This is a genomic window from Proteiniclasticum aestuarii, from assembly GCF_017368455.1.
GTDB lineage: Bacteria > Bacillota > Clostridia > Clostridiales > Clostridiaceae > Proteiniclasticum > Proteiniclasticum aestuarii.
This window is the reverse complement of the sequence record NZ_JAFNJU010000007.1, coordinates 107,806-132,991: the sequence shown is the minus strand read 5'-3', so window position 1 is coordinate 132,991 and position 25,186 is coordinate 107,806. Positions and strand designations below refer to the sequence as shown.

Here is a 25,186-nt window from a genome sequence, read left to right as displayed (position 1 = left end):
CATGAAAACGTATAGTGAAATCATAAAGAGTATGCTGAAACTAAGTATTCCTGTTTCAGACTCGAAAATATGTTTGGAGGTGCCAATCATGATAGGAGCCATCATAGGAGATATCGTTGGTTCACGATTTGAATTCCATAATCATCGGAGTAAGGACTTCGAGCTTTTTGCAGAGGACTGCTTCGTCACGGACGACAGCATCATGACCCTTGCTGCAGCAAAAGCCATCATGGAAACGGAAAAAACGAAGACATCATCTTTAGAGCTGATCGGTTCTGATTATGAATATCTGTCTCTGCTTCAGGAAAATACAGTGAAGTACATGCAGAAAATCGGACGGAATTATCCTCACTGCGGGTATGGAGGCAGATTCCACGACTGGGTCTTCAGTCATGCCCCGAAACCCTATCACAGCTATGGAAACGGGGCAGCCATGCGCATCAGCCCTGTGGGGTTTGCGTGTAAAACAGAAGCAGAAGTCACAGCTCTTTCTGAAGCCATCACTTCGGTCTCACATGATCATGAAGAAGGCTTCAAGGGTGCAGAAGCCACTGCCCTATGCATCTTCATGGCCCGTAAAGGCTATACGAAGTATGAAATCAGAGGAAGAATCGAACATGATTATTACACGCTTGATTTCACCATCGATGAAATCAGGGACACCTACGAGTTCAATGAAACATGTCAGGATACTGTACCCCAGGCCATAACGGCTTTCCTGGAGTCCACCTCCTTCGAAGATGCCATCAGAACCGCTATCTCTATAGGGGGAGACAGCGATACCCTCGCTGCCATCACTGGTTCCATTGCAGAAGCCTACTATGGCGTTCCCTCCTGGATCATAGAGAAAGCTTTGACTTATCTGGATGAGAGGCTCTATGATCTCTATGATGAATGGCAGACCTTCATGGGACGGGATCGGGAAATTTGCAGATTTCATCTTCTGACAAAATACATTGGAAAGATCATGGAACTCCAGTCCATGGGAGAACTGCATCCAGAGAAGAAGGATCCCCCAGAAAAAACATACCGAAGACCAATACCGACTTTCAACGAGCTGGCTGATCAGTTCGCAGAAGAATTTCTCCAGTTTCTTGAAAATCGCCTGGCGTATACCCTCACCTGTTCAGATTCTCTGTCCATCAGCACAATGATTCCCTGGGAGCACGACGCCTTCCGATATGCTCCTGCAGACTCCTTGACTGAAAATCAGATTCTCTCCATTCTCATGGATATGCTTCGAATTCACAGGGTGGACAAAGAGCAGCTGTTCATTATTCTCCAGGATGGCTCCCTCCTTACCCTTCTGAAAAAGCTCAAATCCATCGAAGCTCCAGAATATCTGACCAACCCGGAAGAGATCATCTTTGAATTCGGTGGTTTCTTTGAAGGTGATACCCGATATCACCTGGAATTCTTAGAAGAAGGTGCCATCCTTGTAACTTCTTCAAAAAGGGATGGTTCGAAAGTGTCGAGAAAATTATCCGAGGAAGCTTCCCAAGAACTGTTGAAGCAGTTCAAAGCCCTTCATGTAGAGCACTGGAATCATGAATACACGGATCCATGGATTGTGGATGGAACTAGCTGGACACTGTCCGTTAGATACACGGGACATCGTGGGACTATCTGGAGTGGACGAAACGCCTTCCCACCCAACTGGGAGAGCCTGGTTGCTTTTTTCACAGCAGAACAGCCCAAAGAAGAGAATATCGAAGAATAATTTCATGGAATACCAGGCTGATTCAGAAGGAAGGCCTGGTATTCCATCCAAGGATATCAGCTCCCCTCCCATATGGAGACTTCATGAAATTGTCAATAAATAGCAAAGAAATGGAAATACCCCATTCATGTTGAACCCTTATGATAGATTCGATACATGAAAGGAGTGAAAAGCATGGCTTTAGAAGTATATCTATATTTTGACGGTGACGCTCGAGAAGCAGTAGAATTCTACTCTGATGTTTTTAAAACCCCAAAAGAACACATTTCCACCTATGCTGAGATGCCCGATGACTCCAATATGCCTTCTCCTGAAAACGCAGAGAATCTGGTTATGAATACAAGTCTTCTGATTCGCGGTACGACGGTGATGTTTTCGGATGTATACCCCGGCTCAGGTATGCGTTCTTTCCACAAGGGCAATAATGTGTCCCTGCTTATTTCCGATCCCAAGGAAGAAGTCATCAGAAACCTGTTTGACCAGCTGAAAAATGGTGGTACTGTCATTTCCGACCTTGAAGAAACATTCTGGAGTCCGCTTTACGGAAGAGTCTGCGACAAATTCGGCATCTACTGGGAAATCATGGTGTATGACAGTGAAACCGATGGGTGATAGGATGAACCAGATAAACTGAAAACACCAGCCCAATCATCCTAAAGATGTATGGGCTGGTGTTCTTTGTTACTTGAAGTTTATCACTTAATTCATTTACTCTTAATATACAATGTGCTCAAGCAAACATAAATACTCCTGATACCAGTAGTACACTATAAACCAATTTCGAAAATGCGCTTTCTTTTATCTTTTTATGTGCAATGTTCCCAAACAGGACACCCACCAAAAGAAAGGGAATCATGAATAGAAGAGTTTGGACCGCTTCCGCATCATAGCTTCTGTTTAACATATTTGTAGCAATGATGATGCTGTTCAATGTCAACCAGATTGCACTCAAAGTTGCCCTGAAAGCACTCTTCTCAGTCAGCTTCTGCGTTGCATATACAACAATAAAGGGGCCTCCTGAACTGAATGCACCATGAATCACTCCACCCAGTATGAGCATTGTGTTCATCAATCTTTTTCCAATCTTGCTATCCACATCAAAGCTGTTTGCTCTTCTTGAATAAGCTTTGTAAAGTCCACCAGCTGCGATTACAATCATAAAAACACCGAGTATGACCTTTAGAGGTTCCTCCGGGAGGGAGGCGAAAAGCAGAACACCCACAGGTAATCCCAGCATCACCCGTGCTAGAATCCTGAAATATTCACTGGCCACTATGGCTTTTCTGTCTGTGACGACAATATATAAAGCCAGGATCCAGCTGAGAATGGTTAGAACGGGAACAGCTGTCTTCACGCCAATCAATGCGATTGCAAAGGGCAAAGCAATGACCGTGCAACCAAATCCCGTTACACCTTCTAAAAAATGAGCCATGAGGACAATGGCTCCCAAAGCAATAATAACCAACCGTATCCTTCTCCTTCTATCTAATATTGAAGATAGTCTTCCATAAACTCCTTATAGTCTCCTTCGCTGATCAAACGGTTGACCCTACTCTTGTCAGAAAAAAACGCAGAAAACAAGTCGCATAGGATAAACAGATCTTTATCTCCATCTTTTTTTGTCTTAATAAGAAACAGCACCTCAACAACACTTCTTTCCCAGTAGATCGGTTTTTCCAGCACCGCTACCAGACACACTTCTTTTCGAAGGTACTTATACAAGTCCTGAATATGAACCGCTCTATTTCCCACTTCATGAGAAACAAAAGGAAGCTTCCGGGGATAATTCTCCTCAATAACACCAAGGCCTTTCAGTTTTTCATAAATATTGGTGAGCACTTCAGTTCTAGAACTCCCCGTAATATTTCTAAGAAAGAATTCAGGTTTAAAATACTTCTGCACCTCAAGAGTATACAAATCTAGTCGTTCCAGCGTTTCTTGAATTCTCATCAGGTGATTCCCATCTTCCACTGACACTATTCGAGACAATATATTTGACTTAATGGGACTCACAGAAACTGCGAGATCAATCATATGATGATGAGCCTCGGCCTCTTCGAGACTGGAAAAACGAAAAATGCTCGCATTGGAAAAGCTTGATTTCAGCTCATTCTCATACATCATGGATTCAGCTCTTCCACGAGAGCTGATAAAACCGATCGAAAAACTTCTTTCTTTCTTGAGATTCAACAATGCCATGTTGAAATAAAAAAGCAGATAACCAAATTCATCAAGAGGAATCTTAACCGAGTAATGCTCCTCTATTACCGAAACGGCAGAGATCGTCACTTTTGTTGCATAGAGATATTTCTTCAGACTTTCATGAACCATAGGATTTCTTGCCGTAAGGTTATTCCGAATTCTTTTTATCATTTGGAGTATATGCAGGGCAAGAAATCTTCTAAGCATGGTATCCTTGGAAATATCGATGTCAAAGTTGTTATAAATCTCAGCAAACACAGCATCCAAGACATTATCCATACAGGCATCCCGTAGAAAGTCATCTCCATTGCTTGACGCAATCACTCTCTTGCTGTCAATATTCATGAAAAAATACCCTCTTTCCTGCAGATCGAACTTATACTCGAGGAAGCTTTCTATAGCCTCCACCAAGCACTTCATTTCATCATAGAGAGGTTCTTCTTGAATTTTATTGATATATTCATCTTCTACATCAATAACATATCCCTGTTTATTTCTGATCATAGCTATGATGATTTGAATAGAGATATCATGAACTGATGTATCCGATAGTACGACCTCATTTGTTGCAGCCCATGTCCTTAGGATGTCCTCCACCTCGACGATATCATTAATCTCAACAGAAATGCTATCCCTTGCCTTTTCTAGATACTGCTCCACAAAAATATTCTCATTGTAGAAAATATACTCGGATATACAGAGTCTCTTATTCTGCTCCAAGCCTTTGAGATGTGCCCCATAATGTGGACGAGACAGGATTTCCAGATCGAATTTCGCCAGAATTCTTTTGACCTCTTTGATATCATGATTCAAAGTCGAAAGGCTCACATAGATTTCCTGAGCAAGATCTTCAAACTTCACATATCCTTCTTCAGAGAGCATCTTCCTCAATATATAGAATACCCGATCATAGTAGTGTACCTGCAGGGTGTCCATGACTTTGATTTTTCTTGATGTGTTCAGTTCTTCCAGATATCCCTTAAACTCCGCACTGTGGATACAGATTGCATATCCTTTTGGCGAACTGATTAACTGCACCCTTTCATCATTCAGCTTTCTCTTGATTTCCTTGATCTCATACTTAACAGTCCGAAGGGACACATTGATCAGCAAGGATAAATCCTGAGCCCGTAGTGTCCCTTTCAGATATAAATTATTGATAATGAGAATCTGTCTCCCTGATAATCCGTATTTCTCCATTTTCATGACCTCCATAATGGAATGCTACATGTAGCAATCACCATTATATCACAATGAAAATATTACAGAATCTGAAGGAGTACTCCTATGATACCTATCGCTATAGAAGTAAGAAGCAATGTAGTGGGCTTCTGATTTTTCTTCAGCATCCAGAACATGAACAAGGTGTAAAGCAGCGGCAGTAATAATGGGAAGATCTGATCCAGATAGGACTGCATTTCAAACTCTACTCCACCGATATTACCCGCCAAAGCTGTCTTCATCTTCACCATAGAAGCACTCATGGCGCCGATTACTGTCAAACCTACAATGGTAGCCGCTTTGGACATCTTCGTAATGATGCCTGACTCACTTGCGCTGCTGATCAGGTTGGTTCCAAATCGATAGCCAAAGATAAGGCCGAAATATCGAACCAGCAGGTGAGGCACGTTGAAGAGCAGCAGGAACAGAATCGGTCCTAGGATATTCCCATCCTTGGCCAGCGAAACCCCGATACCTACGGTTATTACCCTAAGGGTTCCCCAGAATATGGAATCACCTATCCCAGACAAGGGTCCCATGAGGCCAACTTTTATGCTGTTGATGGAACTCGCATCGAATTCTTCATCCTGACTGGCTTTTGCCTCCATGGCTGTTGCCACTCCTGTAACTGTCGGTGCTAGATGAGGCGTGATATTGAAAATCGCCAGGTGACGCTGCAATGCTTCCGCCTGCTTTTCTTTTGTCTTATAGAAACGCTTGATTGCAGGCCACATCCCTACAGCAAAACCTAAACTTTGCTGACGTTCATAGTTGTAGGATGCTTCCAGAACAAATGAACTTAAAAACAGTTCACGAAGCATCTTCTTTTCTTCTTTTGGTGAAAGTAGCTCATTATTCATCAAATAGTCCCTCCAATTCATCATCCGCTGAAGCCTGTACCGTTGCCGGCTGCATATCCGCTCTTTCAAACACCACAATAAACGATAATACTACTCCGATAATTGTAATGGCGAGCATAGGTAATTGCAGATAGGACACGAGAATGAAGCCCATAAGAAAATAAAGAAAATTGCTTTTGTTCATCATCGGCTTTAATAAAAGTGCAAATCCTACTGCTGGAAGTAATCCTCCTGATACCTTCAACCCGTTCATCAGCACCTCAGGAATATTATCTACAAAAACCTGTACTGCTGCTGAACCGAAACTGATGGCAGTAAATCCTACCACAAAATACAATGCACACTGCATCAGCAGACCACCAATGTTTAATGCGATAAGGCCTCTGATATTGGCCTTTTCCGCCATTTTCACTGCATAGCTCATAAACCAGCTACGTACAATAAATACAACGACCTTAAGTGACTGTGCCAGAATGGCTATAGGCAGTGCTAAAGCCAAGGCAACCTCAATTCCTTCGCCGGTCAGAATGGCGAAAGCAGTACCCAATGCAGATCCGAATAATGGATCTGGAGGAACTGCGCCTCCTATCTGAATGGCTCCCATGAAAATCAGTTCTAATGATGCCCCAATAATAACACCCGTGGTCACATCGCCTAATAGTATGCCGATAACCGACGAAACTACTATTGGCCTTGCAACCATGGAAGTCCCCGTCATTTTTTCAATAAACCATATGACGGCCAAAGTCAATCCTACTGCTACTGCTGCTCCCATACTTTACTCCTCCTAATCGCTGATTTTTTTTCTTAAAGTCTGATATTTCTTTACTGTCTCTGAAGGCACTTGACGTACTTCAATCTCTATCCCCATAGCTTCGATCTTATCAAGATATGAGAGGTCTTCTTTTGATGTGAAAACTGCTGGAGAAAACGAGACTTTCCCTTCCGCTTTTGCCATACCACCGACATTCAAAGAAGGACGTTCCTTAATGATTTCATATAACCGATAGGCATCCTTTGGATTTGCTACGATCAGAAACACTTTCATTTTCTCAAGTTTCGGATTCATCACAAGCTTCGCAGCTTCCTCAACGCTCCTGATTGCAAGCCTTACACCATCCGGTGTTGACATCTTCATGGCTGCTTTCCTTATTTCATCATTGGCTGCTTCATCACTTGCGATGACGATGGCTTCATAATTCAGCTCTCCTCTCCAGCTGTATGCAATCTGACCATGCAGCAAGCGGTCATCAATTCTCATTTTTATAATCATTTTAATACCCCCTAAAAATCAAAGTCATCTCCTGAAGTCTCTTCAGACAGGTCATTTACAACAAGCAGCCCAGATTTGGACATCTCTGTAATTCTTCTGACCTCATCCAGATTGGCCGAAGCTTCATCCAGCATCAGCAATTCAAGGAGCATAGGCAGACATAATCCAGTGATTAAGATTACTTTCTTCATATCTATGCCTTTCATCGTCTTCTGATTGACGCTGCCACCGAAAAGATCCGCTACGATGATCAGTTTGTCTTTCTCAAGATCTACTGAAGACATGTACTCATCAAATTGTTCTTCATAAGTGATGTCGCTTGTGTATGCATTAATATAACTAAGTTGTTCTTGTTTCCCCATAATGATTTCTGCAGCATTTGCAATTCCTTCCGCAAAACCACCATGACTGACCAATAATATTTTAAGCATTGTTCCTCCTGTCTCTATAAAGATTTTTGAATATATTTCGTTACTGAGCCATTGATGCGTTGCTTCAGATCTCTTCCTCTGTCCACAGCTATCCGATAAGCCAGAACCTGAAACACAGTGATTATTTCCAGCGGGTAGAAGTTCCTGCTGCGAAATGACAGATTCATGTTCATTCCTCCTTGTTCGGCATCACCAACCATCATGGCATTGGGGCCGATTTCCTTCAGAATGAACTCTGCTATATTGGAAGCTTTATCAGCATCTATTGCCTTTTTTGATAGAAGGAAATAGCCTATGCTCTGATCAAATGCATTTTGGGGGCCATGAATCAGTTCTTCCATTTCAAAGGTATTAGTGAAAACCGGAACCATCTCCATGAACTTTATATCCGCTTCCATCGCCACGGGCAAAAGATCTGATGCTCCCGCAAATATAAACTTATCAAACTGAGCAATCGCACCCGCATGGGCATCATACCAAAGATGAGTTTCATCGACAATACCAGTGATGTGATCAACAGCATTTTCCAGATCACTTATATGAGAGTTGATAGAATCTCCTTCCAGTGATTTCAGATAAAGGTATATTAATATCATGGTTGTATATGTCGCAGAGTACCCGATTGTTCGATATACATACTCTTCCATATCTGTACCCATATTGATCGAAAGAGATGCCGCCTGAGCTATGGGCGACTGGTCATTTTCTGTAATGGCAATATTCATTAATCCTCGATCACGAGCCCTCTTCACCGCTTCATGAACCAGCTTCGTTGTGCCAGTCTGTGAAATGAAAACATACAACACATCTTCTTGCATAAAATGTTCATTGTAATAGTGCATAAAAGTATTTGGATATATGACCTCAATCGGAAGATTCAGGGTATGCTCTCCGAATCGTTTGGATGTCATCGCAGCATTATAGGATGTTCCTGATGCAACAACGGATATTCTGCTGATCTCTTTTTTATCAATATAAGACTCCAGCTGCTCAAAAAGATGTTCATGATGCTTGACGATCTTTTCAAGCTTTTCAGGAATCATCTCAATACAATTTAATAAAGTTCCCATACATTCTCCTTGTTCTGAATATTTGTTGATTGACATAATTTGATTATATCGTTTTCAAATATCCGTTCAATTTCGCATTTTGCACTCTAAAGGGTGCAAGTTTTAAAGCATGTCCTGTGTTCCTTTATCATTATACTTCAGTAGAATCCTCAACGTAAAAAACCAGCCTCATCCTTCTATAGATGAACGGGCTGGTGCTTTTTATGGCCTGAAGGTTCCTTTCTTATTTCACGAATCAATACAGCAAGAATTTCTTTCTCATAATCATGATCCCTCATCATCTGTCTGACGGTGCATTCCCAGATGACAATAACCTTATATCCTTCCGTTAACAGTTTCTCATCGACAGCCTTGTCTCTTTCCACATTTCTAGCGAATTTACTCTCCCAGAATTCCTTGTTCGACTTCGGAGTGGTAGCAAACCGGCAGCCCAGATGCCTGTGCCAGAAGCACCCGTTGATGAATAGGGCTGTCCTGTATTTACTGAAGTACACATCCGGCTTCCCTGGAAGGTCCCTGTAGTGAATTCTGTACCGGAACCCGGCATGATAAAGAAGCCTTCGTATGTATTTTTCAGGCTCCGTATTCTTTCCTCTGATTTTAGACATATTCCTGCTTCTTGCTTCCGGACTGATCTTATCCATGGCTTTCATCACTTCTCTACTCAAAATCCATTTCTCAGGTTATACGAACCTGTTTATTCTTGTCGCTTAAGAAATCGCTCTTTTCCTGAAGTATATCACATTCGAAGTCTCATCATACATGCAGCTTCTCCTACACAGAAAAGTTCTTATGACTTCAATGATTTCTCCCAATAGGAAAAAAGCACTACACTACGCAGCGCTTTCTTCAAATTTTTAGAACACCAGTCTGTACAGCCCTATCTCCATGTCCTCATCCCCAGTGATCAGAAGCTCATGATTCTCCTCCTCTTTGAAGAACCGAAGAGAAAACACTTCTTCTCCACCATTTATGAAAATCTCCGCACTGGTGTGGTCCACGAGCATCTGAAGCGCTGTAAGGCCTTCTGTAAGCTCCACACTGCGATACTCTCTTTCACCAGTAAGCCAGTCTCTGCGCTCCACTCTGAAACTAGAACCGTCTAAGTTTAGCTTCAGATCTCCTCCATAGCGTAGTTCCAGTCTTTTCATTTTATCTGATGCCTTCAGGTTCACCTCAAAGGGGGTTTCAATCTCTACCCTAATGCTGTCTCTCTTCTCCTCTAAGACCCTCTCCCGAGCGCTTTCAAGCTCTCTTACAGGTTTCTGGAGGAGTCTTCCATCAGAAGACAGGCTCAGCTCTCTGAGGATGGATAAATGATGCACCCATCCGCCCTTCACCGTAGGCAGTGCCTCTTCCTTCTCCTTCTCCATGGTACCCATCCAGCCCATGGAAAGAATCCTTCCATCCGGGTAGTCAAAGCTCTGGGGTGCGTAATACTCAAAGCCCCGGTCCATTTCGGTAAAGTCGTGATCGTCTTTTCTGAAGACGCCATTCTGAAAGGTGCCCGTATAGTATCCTGTCTGGAAAATATTCCTGTATTTCTCCCCTTCAGGCTCCAGCCCCTGGGGAGAAAAGATGAATACACTCTTATTTTTAAGATTTATGAGATCCGGACACTCCCACATGTAGCCGAGATCTTCCTTTTCCTCCAAAAGCGAGCCCAGAAAATCCCACTTCAGAAGATCCTCTGACCGGAAAATGATGGTGTCCCCAGTGAGGTCCTCTCTCTGGGCACCCAGCACCATGTAGAACAGTCCATCCTCATGCTGGAAGACCTTGGGGTCTCTCACATGAGCCGTATATCCTTCAATGTCCCGGATCACCGGTCCCAGCTTTTCAAAGTGAAATCCGTCCTCCGATACCGCCACGCACTGGTAGCTTTCCCGCTCGTCCTTCTCATTCTTTACATTTCCCGTATAGAAAAGATAAAGCCTGTCTTCATGAACCAGACCGCTACCGGAGTAGCATCCGTTCTTCTCATACCATTCTTCCGGCAGAAGCGCCGCCTCATGATAGGTATAGCGGATGAGATCTTCCGTGGTGGCATGCCCCCAGCACTTATAGCTGTGGTCTGTCTCATGGGGATTCCACTGAAAGAAGATATGGGTGGTTCCCTTGTAGTGAACGAGCCCGTTTGGGTCATTGAGAAGCCCTTTCGGGGGGAGCACATGAAAGTCCATGGCTCCACTTATATTGTTTCTTTTGTTCATGTTTCCCTTCTCCTCTATATCCACTGAAGAGTGCACTGCTTTATCCTTCTCACGCAACGTTGAGATCCTTTGAAATTCTCTTACTCTGAAGTCTTACAACCAGGAATCCTGTACCAAAGGCTGCTGCAATGACCAGAAGATACTGGATCATGGATGCCGCTGAATTGGTGTATAGGAGAAGTCCAGGGATGAATGTGATGCCCATGCCTGTAGCAGTAAGTCCGAAGATGTAGGTGACCAGTCCACCCACTGCTCCACCGACGATTCCGGAAATGAAGATTCTAAGACTTCTCAGGTTCACACCAAAGAGAAGAGGCTCCGTGATTCCAAACAAGGTGGAGGTGGTGGAAGAGAGTGCATTGGACTTCTTCAGTTTGTCCTTCATGATCAGCGCCGCACTGATGGCTGCACCGAACTGTCCGGCCATGCTGGCGGTACCCAGCGGATTCAGAACGTTGGTGCCCGTATCAGCCAGCAGCTGAAGCTCGATGATGGACAGAGAATGATGCAGTCCTGTGATGACCAGCACCTGCTGAAGGCCTGCATAGATGATGTATCCGATGCCTAGTGGCGCTTGAATCAGCATGACGATGAAGTCTGTGACCCAGATCTCCATGGTATGAGTAATGGGCCCTAAGATGAAGAGCATCAGGAAGATGGTGATGGTCAGGGTCAGAAACGGTGTCACCACCAGGTCAATCATCTGAGGCACGAAAGTTCTTAGCTTCTTCTCGATCTTCGCAACCAGCAGTCCTGCCACGATGGCCGGAATGATGGACCCCTGATAACCCACCAGAGGAATATCGATACCAAAGAGGCTGAATGCCAGAGGCTCTGCGTTGCCGCCAGCCACTGCCCAGGCATTAGGAAGCTGAGGTGCAACCATCATAAGACCTACAACGATACCGATGATGGGATTTCCTCCGAACTTCTTGGTGGCGCTGTAAGCAATCAGTACAGGCAGGAAGGCAAAGGCTGTATCAGTCAGCATCTGGAACAGACTCAGCATGGTCGGCGTGAAATTCACACCCAGTTCCAGAAGCAGTCCTCGAAGACCCATGAGCAGTCCCGTGGTGACCAGAGCCGGAATCAGAGGAATCAGAATATCCGCCAGGGTTCTTACGATCTTCTGCCCGGTATTCATATTGGAGTAGACATCTTCCTTGAAGGTTGTGCTGGTGTCCTTATCCGTCATCTGCGTAAACTCCGCATGAATCTCATTGACCTTTCCCGTACCGAAGATGAACTGATGCTGTCCGGTATTGAAGAAATAGCCCTTGCTTCCAGTGACGTTCTCCGCTTTATCCTTGTCCAGTTTGCTGTTGTCCTTCAGAATGATTCTCAGTCTGGTGGCGCAATGCTCGAAGTTCTTGATGTTGTCTTCTCCACCCACTGCAGCAAGGATGTCTTGAATCGACTTTTCATGTTTCATTTTCTTTCCTCCTAATGATTGGTATAAGTAGCAGCAGCTTCCTCAAGATTGCTCTTGATATTCGTACCGGTTCCATTAAAATATCTGTATATATGATTTCGTCTGTCTAGCTCTTATGTTCTTGCTGTATCTCACTCCTAATGAATGAGATACAACTCTTGCAACATGGTATTCTGTCTGTTTTGTAAAGGATTTCCTGGACCCTATTGCAATGCTCCTCCGTTTGTGTTATTTTCTGATTATTGGAACCGGTTCTAATTGATATTATTGTAGCGGATACTTTTCCGTTTGTAAAGGGTATCAGGAAAAATTAACAGATTCACACTCCATCTTCCATATCGAGGACCGGTTTCAGCAGATTTCCATTTTAAGAACGACTCCGCTTCAGGATTCCCATTCGTTCTAAGAAAGGCATGAAAAAAAGACCTGAAGCAACTCACTTCAGATCCTCAAATTCACTATTTTCTTGCGATGGTGGATTCCTTGGGCAGAAACTCGCATCCTAAGGTGATTCTTCTTGGAATCTCCTCTCCCTCTATGATGCGCAGAAGATTCTCCACCGCAATCTTTCCCATCTCCTTGTAGGCATACTTCACCGTGGTGATGGAAGGAGAAATGAGATCTGTGATGGAATACCCGCCGAAGCCTGAAACAGATACATCCTCAGGCACGCTCTTCCCTAAAGACACCGAAGCCTTGTAGGCGGCTATGGCAATGTTGTCTGTGGCGCAGATGATGTAGGTGGCCTTGGAGCCCTTGAGATAATCCTTCAGAAACTGGAAGGCTTTGTCGTAGTTGAAATCCACCACGACTTCCTCCACATGGACATCATCGGATAGGGAAAGTCCATCCAGTACACCCTTTTTACGAAGTCTGCCTACGGCTTCATCGGTTTCCGTGACTCCCACATAGAGCACCTCCTTATGACCCAGCTCCACTGCATGCTTTCCGATATGATATCCCGCATCCAGCTCATCATGGACGATGGCGTAGGTGGCATCGCTTCTCTGGCCCAGAAGGATCACAGGAATACCGATCTTACTGATGGCTTCCCGATGGGCTTTGGTCACTACCGTGGCAAGAAGGATGATGCCGGCCACTTTCTGCCTGGACAGCGCATAGAGGTTCTCCACCTCCCGGTCCACATCCTGGTCCGTATTGGTGATGAGCAGCTGATAGTTCTTCTCCTTCAGCGCCCGGTCCACACTGCCCAGAATTTCGTTGGTGGCATAGGAATTGAGTCTTGGAATGATGGTGCCCACCAGATTGGATTTTTTGATCTTCAGGCTCTGGGCAAAAGTGTTGGGCACATAATCCGTCTCCGCGATGATCCGGTCCAGTGTTTCCTTGGTTTTCCGGCTCACTGACCCTCCATTGAGGTACCTGGACACCGTGCTCTTGGCAACCCCGGCAAGCTTCGCGATATCATTGATTGTAACCATTTCCCTACACCCCCTTTGCCTATTGTATTTAGAATAATCATACCACAAAGCATGTATCCCACCAATAACCGTTGCCAAAACATTATAGAACTCTATAGTTTTGTTTAATTCCCCATTCATCGTGTCCGATTTCGCCTAGGCTACTTTCGTTTGATATAACACTCCAAGGGCGTAAATTCCCATACAACGCATGGTACATATTAACAGCTATCTTTCAGGTGATTATGCTGCTAATCCATATCTCGAAAGATTTATGCTAGCGTTATAATCCCTGTCTATAACACAGCCACATTCCTCACAGATATAAGTCCTTTCTGATAGTGACAGTCTTGTTTTTACATGCCCACACTCACTACAGGTCTTGGATGATGGATACCAGGTATCAGCCTCTACAAATTCTATCCCATTAAACTCACACTTATACTTCAGCTGCCTTCTGAACTCGTATAAGCCTTGCTTACCAATAGCCTTTGCTAAGTGTCTATTACTCATCATACCTCTAATATTAAGAGTCTCCATAACAACTCGAGATGGTTTGGTTTTCACGATCTCACTTGTCGTCTGGTGCAAATAGTTATTTCTTTTATTACTAATTTTCCTATGAACCAACTTAATTTGCTTCTCCAGTTTCACTATGTTACTGGTTTTTACGAACTTTTCTCCGCTCTTATTCATCTCATATTTCCTGGACACCTGACGCTGTAACCTACGTAGCTTCTTCTCCTTCTTCCTCATCCCTTTACTTTTGTTTATATTCTTATATACCTTCCCATTAGAACATACTGCCAGGTCTTTAATCCCAACATCAATACCTAAGCTCTCACCAGTCAATTCTAACTCAGGCTTTTCCATTTCTACTCCAACAGCTATATACCAGTATTTCCCATCATAGGAAACTCTGGGGTTACTGTACTTCTTCCCTAATGGAATCTGATTTTTCTCTATACTTACCCAACCAACCTTCTCTAATAATACACTGCTCTCCCTGAATTTAATTTTCATATTGTCATTGTAAAATGAAGGCTTTGACCTTTTTCTACTCTTAAACTTCGGTTTTTCAGACACCTTCTTAAAGTACCTCTTGTAAGCAGCACAGGCATCTTTTACTGCCTGCTTTGCTACATTGTTTGAAACCTCACTTAACCACCTGTACTCATCTTCCTTCTTCACCTGAGTAATCTCTTTCCTCAAATCATTGTCAGAAATGAATTTATTTCCATTGTTATAGTTTTCTTCTTGTCTCGCTAAAGTCCAATTATACACAAACCTAGCAGTGCCAGCAGATCTCCATAAGGCCTTCTCCTGCTCTTCACTAGGAAATAGCCTAACTTTCCTCCCCAAAATCATTCTCTAACAACTCCTTAATCATCTTCTTTGCCTTATTTGCTCTCTTTCCCTGAAGCCTACAGCTGAATACAGTCACAATTTGAATTAGATCCTCAACTAGCTCCTCCTCAGTTTTTTCGGTGTTGTCTATTATTTCAATAGTAGTACCCTACTTTTCACATAAATTCTCTACCAACTCAAACCCAAATCTTAATAACCTATCCTTGTATAGAATGACTATTTTCTCAACCTCTGTATCAGTGATCAAATCTATTAGCTCATTCAGTATCCTATTATCCTTCTATTTTTAACTTCAACACCTCTTATGCCTAAGAAATGATTTAGCTGTTCCTGAGAATAGTATCTGTAGCCAGTTGGAGATATATGGTGTGCTTTACACAAGTCTTTTTATCCCACTCTCTTAATGTTTGAGCATTTTTACCTATTAGCTCTGCAAATTCACCAATCGTATAATACTTCATATAATCACCTCTTTCTTCTAGCATAACCTAAACATTGAAGTAATTAAATATATTTATATAAACACTTGTAATGTTATAGTCACTGTTATTTTGCCCCCAGCGAAAGAAATCTCACAGTATCTCATTGACAGAGTCGGCAACTTGAAAGACTATAGTAATAAGAAGATGAAAAAGAACGTGAACTGTAACAGATCGTAAAACAAACCATCAGGAGGTAATAAAAAATGATTTTAGGTGCAATTGAAGCAGGCGGAACCAAATTCGTTCTGGCAGTCGGCAACGAAAAAGGCGAACTCAAAGAGAAACTATCCATCCCCACCAGAACTCCGGAGGAAACCATGCCGGAGATCTATGCATTCTTCAGAGACAAGAACATTGAAGCCCTTGGCATAGGATGTTTCGGTCCTCTGGAACTGAATAAGGAGAAAGAGAAGTACGGCTACATCACCTCCACCCCCAAGCTTGCCTGGTCGGATTATGATATCCTAGGCAATCTGAAGAAGAACCTGAAGGTTCCAGTGGAGATCTCCACAGATGTCAGCGGCGCTGCCCTTGGAGAAGTCACCTTCGGCGCCTACGAGAAGGAAAACACCCTGCTCTATATCACTGTGGGTACAGGCATCGGTGGGGGATATGTCATTGGCGGAAAAATCCACAACGGCATGCTTCATCCGGAAATGGGCCATGTTCTTGTCACGAAGAACCCAAGAGATACTTACAATGGCGCCTGCCCTTATCATGAGAACTGCCTGGAAGGCCTTGCGGCAGGACCGGCCAACGAAGGAAGAACCGGCATGAAAGGCATCGACATCCCAGACGATCATGAATCCTTCCACTTCATCGCCGAATACATGGCAGAAGCCCTTATGAGCTATATTCTGGTCCTATCCCCCACAAAGATCGTTCTGGGCGGAGGCGTCATGGCAAGAACCCATATGCTGCCTGAAATCAGGCAGATCCTTGAGAAGAAGCTGAATGGATACATCAAGACCGATCAGCTGAGCAGTCTTGACAGCTACATCGTCACACCGTCCCTGGGCGCAGAGTCCGGCATCAAAGGTGCTCTGGCACTGGCCCTCATGGCGAAGTAGTTCCCCATTCAATAAACACGAATCCCGAATCGGAACTGGTGATCCAGTGCTGATTCGGGATTCTTTTATCCATGGTCTCTTGAAACATTCATTTAGGCGCAAAAAATGCACTGAACTGCTTCAGTGCATTTTTGCGTAGTTAATCTATATCAATTGTTTAGAAATTGCCATCTGCTTTCATTTCTTCCAGAAGCGTACCTGCAAGCTTGAGATAATTGTCCCAGGCACCGTTTCTCACAGTGAATCCGCTGGAAGCATAATTTCCGCTCTCATCAATGGCAGGAAGTTCACTGAGATCCAGAAGATCCTGGGTCTCTATCACTTTCGCGTTCAGCGCATCCATCTGCACATTGAATCCGATTCTTGACGGTTCATCATATCTGACGGAATCATATTTGGACAGACCGAAATACTTCTTCTGCGCTGCTGACTCTATATCCGCCGCCGCATCCGCAAAGATCTCATCATATCTCACTGACGTGATCTTCTTGTCCTTGAGCGTCACCTGCAGCCGTCCCGTAAGTCCGCCCTCCAGTTTCTCGGAGATGGCATAATACTGCTCTGAAGCAGGCTCTTCCATCAGAGCAGTGAGCTTTTCAGCCAGAGGAAGCATGGACTGATTGATGCTGTTGGATGCACCAGATACCACATCAAACTCTCCGGTGAGTCTCTGCTCTTCCATCATCTGCTTCTCCACCAGAAGAACACTCTCGATCCAGGCAGCGCCTTTCTTATCCTTCATGTCAAAGTTGTACTCGGACATACGCTTAGGCACGTTCTGGTAGAAACGGTTGTAATAATTGGGACGTGTCATTTCATTGAACTCCACGTGAACGATTTCCTCGCCGCTTTTCACCACTTCCAGTATACCCAGATGGCCCTGTCTGAAACGCTCTTCCACACGGAAGTAGTCGCCTTTGACCAGTCCCAGTTTTGGCTGGATACTCCAGTCCGCGGACTCAGCCACTTCAGCCTGAGGCTTCTCTTCTGCAGTAGGGGTTTCTGCAGGTGGGGCTTCCTTTGCCGCGCATCCTGTGACCAGCGCCAGTACACTGAGGCTTGCTATACCTTTAAGAATGTTCATTCTGATTTTCATATGCGGTTCTCCTTATCTGCTTTTGCATTTTTCCTGTTCTTGCTACATATTTATCATACTCGGATTATCTTCCGGGCAACATGGACAAAACAAGGATGGAACCCCTATAAAAACAGGATTGTTATTTCACAATCAATCTTCGCCTTTTTCGTCTATTCTTCTTCTGTATTCTGAAGGAGTTTCTCCCGTGGCTTTCTTGAACTGCTTCGCAAAATATTCCGCACTCTGGTATCCAAGCCGCTCTGCAATCTCATAGGCTCTCAGATCCTCCTGAAGCAGCACTTTGGCCCGCTGGATCTTCGCCCGCAGCATATACGCTCCAAGGGTCATGCCCGTCTTTTCTTTAAACACCTCTCCCAGATGGTTCTTCGTGAGAAAGAATTCTTCTGCCAGCCGGTCCAGGGTCAGGCGCTCTTCGACATGAAGAAGAATAAACTGCTGAAGGTCCGAAATCAGCGAATTTTCATCCTCTGGTGACACAAGATAACGAATCTTTCCCGAAATCCTGCCAAAAACTTCCTGAAGCTCTCTCTCCATAGAGTCCATATCGGCCGTTCTGGAAGGCTTTCTTCTGTAGAAAGAGGTCAGTGGATAAAGAGTCTGAATCCAAAGCACTTCTTCCTCCATCCTTTCCAGAACTTCCACAAGAACCTGATCCAGAACCAGCCCGGTTCTCACCAGATCCTTCCCTAAGGCCTCAAAAGTGGTCTGAATAAGGTCATGCACTTCTGCTTTGAGATCTCCGTTGCCTTTCAGTATGATTCGGATGATCTCTGCTGTGCCTGCTGTGGGATAGTAAAGGGAAACACTCTCCAGAATCCTCTCTTTGAGCTTTCTTTTCTCCAGCGCTTCCTGCTCCGCCTTCTCCAGATAAGCCTGCACTTTCTCAAGAAGCGCGCTCATCTCCTCTTCCTTCACCGGCTTCACAAGATAATCAAAGATGCCGTACTGAATGGCTTCTTTGGCAATGGAAAACTCCGCATAATCACTGAGGAACACCACACATGCTGCAAGGTTCTGAGACCGTACTTCTTTTAATAGAGCCAGGCCATCCATTCTGGGCATTTTTATGTCTGTGATGAGCAGATCCACGGGCGTCTTCTGAAGAAACTTCAAGGCTTCCACCCCATCAGAGGCCTCTGCCACCAGTTCAAAGGGCGTCTCTTCCTTCCAGAAGGGCAGACGCCGGATCTGTCTTCGAAACACCTCCATGTCGTCTGCAATCATGACTTTAAAGCTTCTCATCATGTCTCTTCGCTCCCCTTTCTCGGAAATATCAGCTGCACCACTGCACCCCCATCGACTTGCCCTTCCATAAACACCTCTCCGCCATGCTTCTGCATGATCTTTTTCACCGTGGCCAGTCCGATTCCAGTGCCTTCAAACTCTTCTTTAGAGTGCATGCGCTGCAGCACCTCGAAGAGCTTTCCTGCGTGATTCATATCAAAGCCCACCCCATTATCACGGATGAATAGCGTGTAGTGTGTATCCATCACTTCCGCCCATACCTCTATTATCGCCTGCTCTCTTGTGGATGTGAATTTCACTGCATTGGAAAGCACATTGCGCAGAACCTGCCGAAAGAGTATCCGATCCGCCCATAGGTGTGGCAGGGACTTCTCCATCTTCAGGAGGATGTTACGGTGGCTGTTTCCTGCCAGCTGCTCCTCATATACCGAAAGCATCTCCTCCGCCACAGACAGCTTTTCCATCGTCAGTTCCTTCTTCGCCACCAGGGCATACTGAAGCAGCTGATTGATGAGCTCGACCATCTCACTGGTTGTTTTCCGGATCTGATTCATCATATCCAGAGATTCTCCCGAAAGCGCTTCACTCAGTTCCTCCTGCATCATCATCGTGTATGCGTCAATGGCTTTCAGCGGGGATTTCAGATCATGGGAAATGGTGTAGGAAAACCCTTCCAGCTCCGAGACTGCTTTCTGCAGCTCCTTAGTCCTCTCCTCTACTCTCTGGCTCAGTTCACGATTCAGCTTCTGCACTTCCATCATGGCATGCTGATAGTTTGTGACATCTCTCCCCACAGAGATGATCTTCTCGCTTTCCTGCTGCCTCTCCAGTCTTGCATGGAGCCACAGATAATGTTTTTCTCCATCCTTTCCGAGCATCACCACTTCAAAATTATTGACTTCCCTCTCTTTCTCAAGAAGGGAAAGAAGCTCTTCCCGCACAGAAGGATCCATATAGAGTTCATGGATATTCATAGTCAGAAGCTCTTCTGCCTCATATCCGAGAATCCCCTTCACAGAGGGAGAGACAATGAGAATTTCTCCTTTTCCTGTGGTTTCAAAATACAGGTCATGGATGCTCTCGAAAATCGTCATATACTTTTTCTCGCTCTTCCTGAGAGACGCCTGATTTTCAAGCGCCTGCTGAAAATAGCGGACGGCTATGCCTCCCATGATGATGAACAGAATCACAGAGAGAAAGAGTGTCAGTCCGGTTTTATCATCCGGAGGATAAAACCACTGGGCCAGGGTTTTCCCTTCGATGATGGCATTCTGTATGAAAAGAATGAACAGGATGAACAGAAGCCCGAAGGCAACCATGCCACCCATGATTCTCATGCTGTATCTGCTGGAAGAGCCGCTCTTCCCTCTGAAGACCCTTCGGACTGGTGGAAGCAGGAGCATGGCCTCACACACTGCCAGAAGCACCGATTCCATGATGATGCCTCGCACCGCGAAAAGCATCAGAATGCTTTGGCTGATCTGCGTCAACGCCTCCGGATTCCAGACAGGAGGATTCCATTGAAGAAGCAGTGGAAATAAAGTCATGTAAAGCAGCCACCGGATCAGGGCATACACCATCTGGAGTACATAAAGATTATTCCGGAAACTTTTCCCGCGGTTCCTCCACTGGGCTCCTTTTCCATGGAGAACGATCCATATAAGAAAGGACAGAGACGGTACAATGGAGGCCCATCCGTTGGAAAACCCCAGAATGAAAGGATAGAGAAAAGTGCCTCCAGCCACTGCGCTGAGCAGGCCATACCAGGGTCCCCAGGAAAGGCTCACAAGAAGAGGCATCCCGATGCTCCACACGAAATTCAGTCTAGACCCGCCGAAATCCAGGCGGATGGATAAAAAAAGACCCGCAACGCCTATAAGCCCTGCCAGGATGGAAAGGATGATTTTATATCTTCTGGAAATCATTTCAGTCTCTTGCTCACTGATCCTATACGTCATCTCTCATCACCTTTCTTTATTATCTACAAGTAAAACTTCGTTTATATTCTATCATAGTTTTTCACAGCGTACCTTGAAATCGGATTATTATAATACATAATGGTATGATATTCCGCGAATTTATTAGGGCTTTATAGTCTTGCTTATGGCAAGTTCGGTGAAGGTTCTTACACTACTCATTGCTGATGTCGAAATATTATACGTATTATTCACCTTATCGCAAGAATCCCGAATCGGAACTGCTTTTCAGTCCTGATCCGGGATCCTCTATGCTTCATTTTTTCACTTCTGATTCAGATTTCTACAATTCTCTAAATCTGAAAAAAGCCAATACTTTCATCCATCTTTTCCGCACTGCCTCTGCTCTCAAGAGAAAGACTTACAATATCGTTGGTCTGGATGGCAATATCAGAAATCTTCTGGGCAATCTGTGAAGAGCCTTCTGCCCCTTCGGAAGCAGCTCTAGTAACATCCATGATGGCACTTCTGATCTGCTCCATGGAGCCAAGAAGAATATCCGCTATTTCGCTGATTTCATGAACCATATTTTTGACCTTGTTGGCATCCTCATTATACTGCTCACTGGTAGTCACCAGCATCTCATAGTCTCCGATCACATTGTTGTCCATGAACGCAAGAAGCCTTTCCGCATCCCTCACTACACCACTCACTGCATCGGAGACATTGTAGGTGATGTCGTTGATCTTTGAAACCGCTTCCTTGGAGTTTTCTGCCAGCACACGGATTTCATCTGCAACTACCGCAAAGCCTCTTCCCGCTTCCCCGGCGCGTGCAGCTTCTATGGATGCATTCAGTGCAAGAAGGTTCGTCTGGGAAGTGATGGCAAGAATAGTCTGGGAGAGCTCCTTGATTTCATTGATGGCACTGGTTTTACGGATGGATTCCCGAAGGTTCTGATTGGTCTCCTCATAGATGTCCTTTGCATTCTTCTGGGAGGAAACAGCAGCTTCCCTCAGTTTTTCCGCACGGCTTTTGATATCTTCTGAGAACGCACTGCCCCTTACGGTCTTATCCTGCATGTTCTCCACCAGGTTCATCACTTCATCGGCGGAAGCCGTCATTTCTTCCGATGCAGCGGAGGTTTCCTCCATGCTGGCGGATAGCTCCTCCGTAGTTGCAGAAATATCCTGAATATTATAGTGGATCATCTCCGTTCGCTCCGCTGACTGCACGCCGATTCCTTTCAACGCTTTGGATTCTTTCTGAATGCCTTTGATGATACCCGCAATCTTCTCCTTCATATGGCTGGAGGATCTGGCCATGTCTCCTACTTCATCTTTCTTCTTCAGGAGATTTTCAGGAATATCGAACCTAAAGTTTCCTTGTTCCATTTCTTTCAGATGATTCTGGCTGTAGCCTACTCCTCTGGCGATATTCTTTCCGAGCATATAGGAAAAGACAAAACCCAGCACAAGAAACAGAAGAGCAAGTCCTAAGATAAAGTACATGATGGTTGTCAACGCTTCATTCTTCACATCCGTATAGACTCCTACAAACCACATGCCGATGACTTCGTTGGCTCCATTTCGGATGGGTACATAATAGGTCTGAGAAGAAGTTCCTAAAATGTCCGCATGACCGGAGTAGACTTCCCCCTCCACAAGGACCTTCTGGACCACTTCTTCTGAAGCCTTTGTTCCCACTACTCTTTTAGTGTCTTCTCCTCTGATGCTTGTGGACACTCTGGTATCCACTGCAAAAAGTGTCGCCAGAATCTGGGTGCCATTGGTAAAATCATCTACAAAGTCGTAGTTCTCATTGATTTTCGCATTTCCCTTATAGAGCACGCCATCTTTCAGCGACCACTGACCTGGATAGTAGGAGTCCAACTGAGTAGCGCCGATTTTGGAATAGTTTTCCAGCTCTTTTCTGGTTTCCTGACTGAAGAGATCCCCCATCCGCCCCTGGGTCGTCCAGAGAATGGATACTGTCAGGATCAGAATCAGCGTGAATGAGGTTAATGCGATTTTCCATTTGATTTTCATAGCGTTGTCCCACCTTACATCTTTTGTATGTTCTCGAATTATTGCTCATAATTCATTATCATTACTCTTTACTATATCGACGGTGTTATCCATTCTTTAAGTTCAGGTGGGAAGTATTTATCATGAAATCACATAGTGATATCTATCATCTCTTCTTATGCCTTCTGCACGCCCATAGTCTCTCGCTGAAGTAGTACACCGGTTCCGTTCGAAGTATGACTATGATTAGTGGAAGAATTCAGCATGGCCCTTATAGTGTATCAACTAATCATGTTCTGTTACCCTCGATAAGAAATCATCCACTCAAAGAAGCACCTGCTCAAGATAACACTTCCTGAAACTTCAAGGAGAAACACGCTTTTGATCAATCATTTAACAAGAAACAGATCAAAAAACCTCATTTGCTCATTATAAGGCATCTCACGCACTAGTCGTGGTATGCCCCCTGCTCAATTCTAAAAAATCTCCCAAATAATCTTACATTCTCCGAAAATCAGCCGATAGTAATAAGGTAGAGAAGACATGTGACAGGAATTCTTGAAGCAAAGGAAACGAAAATGCTTCTTTGTTCACATGCAACGAAATAGATGACTCATCATGGAGGAAACGATGTTCAAGAAAAAGAGAGCCACAAAAGAAACAGAAGGTCAGCTGCAGGCGGCTGCGCAGAATAATTCTGATCAGAACAGACATCAGGATATTCTCGAAGACAAGGAGAAGTGCATTGTATCGACCATGAGTGTGGTCAATGATCTTCTGCAGTATATGACCAGTCTTGATTATGTCAGAGAGATGATTATGGATGCCAACGCCCAGGCGGAAATGATCCAGACCGTTGCTGCCAGCAGCGAAGAAATGGCGGCGGCCACAGAGGATATCTCAAACTTTGTCCAGAAGTCCAGTGACAACATGAGAGCAGCTAGCCGCGAGACCGATGCGGCACTGGACAAGGTGGAGAAGACCTTCTCCGGTGTGGAAGAAAACATCAGCGAGATTGACGGTGTCAAAGGAATCATGGCTGAAGTCACAGAAGAAACAGTGAAGATCAACGAACTGGTCAACGTCATCAAATCCGTGGCGGACCAGACCAATCTTCTCTCTCTGAACGCTTCCATTGAAGCCGCAAGGGCTGGTGAAAACGGACGCGGTTTTGCCGTAGTGGCCAATGAGATCAAGAAACTGGCAGAAAGCACCAAAGAGCAGGTAGACATCATAAGAAAGATCGTCGATGGACTGAACGAGAAAATCGAACGCGCTTCCAGCGAAATCGATCGTGTGGTCAATAGTTTCGCTGATTCCAGAGATTCCATCAATGAAGCCACCAGTGGCATCTTCCAGATCAGCGGTATCATGAGCACCGTAGAATCAAGCTTCACTTCCATTTCCGCCAATGTGGAAGAACAGACGGCCACCACTCAGGAAATTGCAGCCAACATCATGGAAATCAATGAAAAATCTGCAGTCCTGAAGGAGAAGGCTCATCATACCGGTCAGTCTTTCTATGACATTTCTCAGAGAATCGATGAAGTCCGACTCAACGCTTTGGCCTATGCCAGTACAAAAGATCCGAAAACTCTTATAGATCTGGCCATCACAGACCATCTCATGTGGAAATGGAGAATCTATAACATGATTCTCGGATATGTGACCCTTGATACAAGCACTGTAGGAGATCATTCTTCCTGCAGACTCGGTAAATGGATCGCAACCCTTGATCTAAGTGTGCATAACGTGAAGAGCCTTGTAGTGGGTATTGAGAAACCTCACATCGATATTCACAAAGGTGCAAAGAAAGCCATCGAAGCGTATGAATCCGGAAACATCGAAGCGGCTGAGAGGCTTCTCAAGGATATCGAAATAAACTCCTCCCTTGTGGTGAATCACCTTTCCGAACTGAAGAAAATCATCTGATTCCGTTCATTCAAATAGAATAAATCATAATTCCCTAAGAGCCTGATCTACTTCAGAACACGAATTGTAGAGATATGCCGCTGCAGCACCATGAAAAATGGTACTGCAGCGGCATTTTCTATGATTTCAGAAATATTTCTGCAGTATTTTTTGAAAAATAGTTGAAAAGTGGACTAATCTGTTGTATGATGAATTCAAGTTAGT

General features: G+C 44.6%; 20 protein-coding genes and 1 pseudogene. 4 read left to right on the top strand and 17 right to left on the bottom strand.

Annotated elements, in window-relative coordinates; genetic code table 11:
• The first annotated feature begins 88 nt into the window (after window positions 1-88).
• Both J3A84_RS10245 and J3A84_RS10240 read left to right on the top strand, forming a co-directional pair.
• Window positions 89-1,720 carry an ADP-ribosylglycohydrolase family protein gene (locus J3A84_RS10245; RefSeq protein WP_207599929.1) on the top strand — a complete coding sequence of 544 codons (1,632 nt, stop codon included), beginning with the start codon at window positions 89-91 and terminating at the stop codon, window positions 1,718-1,720.
• Window positions 1,721-1,894: 174 nt separating this feature from the next.
• Window positions 1,895-2,332 (top strand): VOC family protein, encoded by a 438-nt coding sequence (locus tag J3A84_RS10240; RefSeq protein ID WP_207599928.1) that lies wholly within the window; start codon window positions 1,895-1,897, stop codon window positions 2,330-2,332.
• A gap of 118 nt (window positions 2,333-2,450) precedes the next feature.
• Here the strand turns inward: J3A84_RS10240 and J3A84_RS10235 are convergent, their stop codons facing one another.
• The 13 genes and pseudogenes from J3A84_RS10235 to J3A84_RS10175 form a co-directional block, all read right to left on the bottom strand.
• Entirely contained in the window at window positions 2,451-3,185 is a 735-nt protein-coding gene (locus J3A84_RS10235; protein ID WP_207599927.1) for a sulfite exporter TauE/SafE family protein, read from the bottom strand.
• 20 nt (window positions 3,186-3,205) lie between these two features.
• Entirely contained in the window at window positions 3,206-4,858 is a 1,653-nt protein-coding gene (locus J3A84_RS10230) for a BglG family transcription antiterminator (RefSeq protein ID WP_207599926.1), read from the bottom strand.
• A gap of 326 nt (window positions 4,859-5,184) precedes the next feature.
• A complete protein-coding gene (locus J3A84_RS10225) occupies window positions 5,185-6,003 on the bottom strand; it encodes a PTS system mannose/fructose/sorbose family transporter subunit IID (RefSeq protein ID WP_207599925.1) in 819 nt (272 codons plus the stop codon).
• A complete protein-coding gene (locus J3A84_RS10220; protein WP_207599924.1) occupies window positions 5,996-6,778 on the bottom strand; it encodes a PTS mannose/fructose/sorbose/N-acetylgalactosamine transporter subunit IIC in 783 nt (260 codons plus the stop codon). The genes J3A84_RS10225 and J3A84_RS10220 overlap by 8 nt, the downstream gene beginning before the upstream one ends.
• Before the next feature lie 12 nt (window positions 6,779-6,790).
• Window positions 6,791-7,276 (bottom strand): PTS sugar transporter subunit IIB, encoded by a 486-nt coding sequence (locus tag J3A84_RS10215; RefSeq protein WP_207599923.1) that lies wholly within the window; start codon window positions 7,274-7,276, stop codon window positions 6,791-6,793.
• 11 nt (window positions 7,277-7,287) lie between these two features.
• Window positions 7,288-7,707: a PTS sugar transporter subunit IIA gene (locus J3A84_RS10210; protein WP_207599922.1), complete on the bottom strand. Its 420-nt coding sequence runs from the start codon at window positions 7,705-7,707 to the stop codon at window positions 7,288-7,290.
• 14 nt (window positions 7,708-7,721) lie between these two features.
• Window positions 7,722-8,777 (bottom strand): SIS domain-containing protein, encoded by a 1,056-nt coding sequence (locus J3A84_RS10205; RefSeq protein ID WP_207599921.1) that lies wholly within the window; start codon window positions 8,775-8,777, stop codon window positions 7,722-7,724.
• A gap of 176 nt (window positions 8,778-8,953) precedes the next feature.
• The gene (locus J3A84_RS10200) at window positions 8,954-9,445 is read right to left on the bottom strand and encodes a very short patch repair endonuclease (protein ID WP_242694147.1); all 492 of its coding nucleotides are present in this window, start codon (window positions 9,443-9,445) and stop codon (window positions 8,954-8,956) included.
• A 189-nt stretch (window positions 9,446-9,634) separates the two neighbouring features.
• Window positions 9,635-10,990: a glycoside hydrolase family 32 protein gene (locus J3A84_RS10195; protein ID WP_207599920.1), complete on the bottom strand. Its 1,356-nt coding sequence runs from the start codon at window positions 10,988-10,990 to the stop codon at window positions 9,635-9,637.
• Between the two features lie 49 nt (window positions 10,991-11,039).
• Window positions 11,040-12,422, bottom strand: coding sequence for a PTS transporter subunit EIIC (locus J3A84_RS10190; RefSeq protein ID WP_207599919.1), 1,383 nt, complete (start codon window positions 12,420-12,422; stop codon window positions 11,040-11,042).
• A 458-nt stretch (window positions 12,423-12,880) separates the two neighbouring features.
• A complete protein-coding gene (locus J3A84_RS10185) occupies window positions 12,881-13,864 on the bottom strand; it encodes a LacI family DNA-binding transcriptional regulator (RefSeq protein ID WP_207599918.1) in 984 nt (327 codons plus the stop codon).
• Between the two features lie 222 nt (window positions 13,865-14,086).
• Entirely contained in the window at window positions 14,087-15,211 is a 1,125-nt protein-coding gene (locus J3A84_RS10180; RefSeq protein ID WP_207599917.1) for an RNA-guided endonuclease InsQ/TnpB family protein, read from the bottom strand.
• Window positions 15,189-15,672, bottom strand: a pseudogene (locus J3A84_RS10175) (MerR family transcriptional regulator). The gene J3A84_RS10180 and the pseudogene J3A84_RS10175 overlap by 23 nt, the downstream one beginning before the upstream one ends.
• Before the next feature lie 224 nt (window positions 15,673-15,896).
• Here J3A84_RS10175 and J3A84_RS10170 point away from each other — a divergent pair.
• The gene (locus tag J3A84_RS10170; RefSeq protein ID WP_207599916.1) at window positions 15,897-16,763 is read left to right on the top strand and encodes an ROK family protein; all 867 of its coding nucleotides are present in this window, start codon (window positions 15,897-15,899) and stop codon (window positions 16,761-16,763) included.
• A gap of 157 nt (window positions 16,764-16,920) precedes the next feature.
• On the opposite strand, the gene J3A84_RS10165 is transcribed toward J3A84_RS10170, so the two are convergent.
• The 4 genes from J3A84_RS10165 to J3A84_RS10150 form a co-directional block, all read right to left on the bottom strand.
• Window positions 16,921-17,859, bottom strand: coding sequence for an FMN-binding protein (locus J3A84_RS10165; protein WP_242694146.1), 939 nt, complete (start codon window positions 17,857-17,859; stop codon window positions 16,921-16,923).
• Between the two features lie 132 nt (window positions 17,860-17,991).
• Window positions 17,992-19,107 (bottom strand): response regulator, encoded by a 1,116-nt coding sequence (locus tag J3A84_RS10160; RefSeq protein ID WP_207599915.1) that lies wholly within the window; start codon window positions 19,105-19,107, stop codon window positions 17,992-17,994.
• Window positions 19,104-21,065, bottom strand: coding sequence for a sensor histidine kinase (locus J3A84_RS10155; protein ID WP_207599914.1), 1,962 nt, complete (start codon window positions 21,063-21,065; stop codon window positions 19,104-19,106). The genes J3A84_RS10160 and J3A84_RS10155 overlap by 4 nt, the downstream gene beginning before the upstream one ends.
• 311 nt (window positions 21,066-21,376) lie before the next feature.
• On the bottom strand, window positions 21,377-23,071 hold the full coding sequence (locus tag J3A84_RS10150) for a methyl-accepting chemotaxis protein (protein ID WP_207599913.1): 1,695 nt from the start codon (window positions 23,069-23,071) through the stop codon (window positions 21,377-21,379).
• A gap of 609 nt (window positions 23,072-23,680) precedes the next feature.
• On the opposite strand from J3A84_RS10150, the gene J3A84_RS10145 reads away from it, so the two are divergent.
• Entirely contained in the window at window positions 23,681-24,982 is a 1,302-nt protein-coding gene (locus tag J3A84_RS10145) for a methyl-accepting chemotaxis protein (RefSeq protein WP_207599912.1), read from the top strand.
• The last annotated feature ends 204 nt before the right edge of the window (window positions 24,983-25,186 follow it).